Annotated in this window: 1 protein-coding gene and 1 pseudogene; one reads left to right on the top strand and one right to left on the bottom strand. The window is 65.1% G+C overall.

Annotated elements, in window-relative coordinates; all coding sequences use genetic code 11:
* Positions 1-198: pseudogene (locus I8N67_RS44855) on the bottom strand (MFS transporter); the annotation flags it as partial.
* Between the two features lie 146 nt (positions 199-344).
* On the opposite strand from I8N67_RS44855, the gene I8N67_RS41330 reads away from it, so the two are divergent.
* Positions 345-680 carry a hypothetical protein gene (locus I8N67_RS41330; protein ID WP_234047100.1) on the top strand — a complete coding sequence of 112 codons (336 nt, stop codon included), beginning with the start codon at positions 345-347 and terminating at the stop codon, positions 678-680.
* Positions 681-1,820: the final 1,140 nt, after the last annotated feature.

Genomic DNA, 1,820 nt, shown 5'->3' with positions numbered 1-1,820 from the left:
AAGATTCAGCAGCCCCGTCACCGCCACCACCCCGAGCTGCGCCAGCAGCGTCACCACCAGCGCGTTCCCCGTGCCCAGCCCGGGCGACACCGCCAGGAAGAGCGTGCCGAGCGTCGCCACCCTCACGGCCGGCGAGAACTGCCGCGCGGTCACCATCACCCCGCTGCTCACCCCCGCGCGGCCCGCCGGTACGTCGGATCGACAACGAGGACGACGACCCTCGACAGCCCGTCCCGACCATTGGTTACCACACCGAAGATCGGTTTCGACGCAGCATCGCGGACGCCTCCGACGAGGCAGAAGCTCGCTGGAACCATGCCTTCTGGCTCCAGAACGATTTGGCTGTGATCGGCGACCTCACTCGGGACCCTGACGGAGCGGCAGCACGCCACCGTTGGATCAGCGAACTCGGACTTTGGTATGACGAGCCCACCGACGCCGAGGACTGGATGGCAACCGCCGGGCCGATCGCCTCGCAGGTCGAGGCGAACTTCAACCAGGCATGCGTCAGTCTCGCCCGCCATCTCCACGACGTTGGCGTCATCGAGAGCACTGTCGGAAGGCGAGTACCGGTGATCGTCCACGAGTTGGAGTACTACGAGGGAATCGCCCGCCGAACCGAAGCTGCCAACCCGTCGGTGCTGGCCGATGACTTCACGGCATGGGTCCGCAACGGGTGAGGCATTCCGGCGGTTCCAATACCCGACTCCACCATCGCGGTAGTCGGCGTCGAAGATCTCCTTGATCAGGGTCTTGAGGTCTGTGTCCCGCAGCTGGCGGGCGGAGGGATTCTCCTGGAGCTGTTTGTGGGCGTAATAGGTGGAGGGGGGATGCCGCAGTCGTACTCGGTGAGTGTTCTGCAGATCGGCTCGACACCGCCGAAGCGGTCCCGGCACTCGTCGATGAACGCGACGAGCGCAGATGTGGCCGGTCGAGCTCGGCCGCGAAGAAACTTGCTGCGGCCTTGAGGATCTCGTTCGCCCGCTTCAGTTCGGCGTTCTCCTTCTTCAACGCGTTGACCTGTGCGGATTCCTCTGTAGTCGTCCCGGGCCGAGTGCCGCTGTCGATCTGGTCCTGGCGGACCATGAGCGCAGCGGCTCGGTCGAACCCATCCCCAGCTTGCTCGCGACCGCCTTCATCGCGGCCCACTCGGTGGTGTAGTCGGACCGCACTTCGGCGACCATGCGGACCGCACGCTTGCGCAGCTCAGGAGGGTAAAGGGAGGGACGTGCCGTGACTCGATCCTCTCAGAGAATCAAGCCTCCGTTCGACCCGGGGCGGTTCACTCCTCGGTGTACCGTTTCGTTTACTTGCTTCCCACCTGGTGCTACTTCCTCTGGAACCTCAGGTCCCAGTCTCCAGGTGTCCACGATCAAGGGAAAGCTTCAGTTCGGTGCTTGCCCCTGCTCCCTGAGGGCGATGGTGTTTCAGGGCGTTGTCCGTCTCGGTTTTGAGCGGCTCGCAGGCCCGGGGAATGGTCCGGATCTGGACCGACGAGGTCCTCTGACCGCTTGGCCTCGGAGTCGCGCAGAGTGGGAGTCGAAAGGAAGCAACGCGTGCGGCGTCTCGTCCACCGCCGCTCCGCGGCGCCTGCGGGCGGCCCTGTATCAGGGGCTTAAGCCTCTTCCCCGGCGTCGGGCAACTTCTGCGTGATCGCCTGGCCAGGCCCGGGTGTCGCCGACGGGCTCATGGTTCATGCAGGGGTTGACGCCCCAGCCGTAGGTCCGTGTCCAGGCGTGTTCTGTATACCGGGACGGCGTCTTGCATTGACGAAGAGGTGGGCGCCCCCCATAGTGCTGTGTCAGGCCCGTCGGGATCTA

It is taken from the genome of Streptomyces adelaidensis (genome assembly GCF_016598475.1).
GTDB classification, from domain to species: Bacteria; Actinomycetota; Actinomycetes; order Streptomycetales; family Streptomycetaceae; genus Streptomyces; species Streptomyces adelaidensis.
This window is presented reverse-complemented; position numbering and strand designations above follow the sequence as displayed.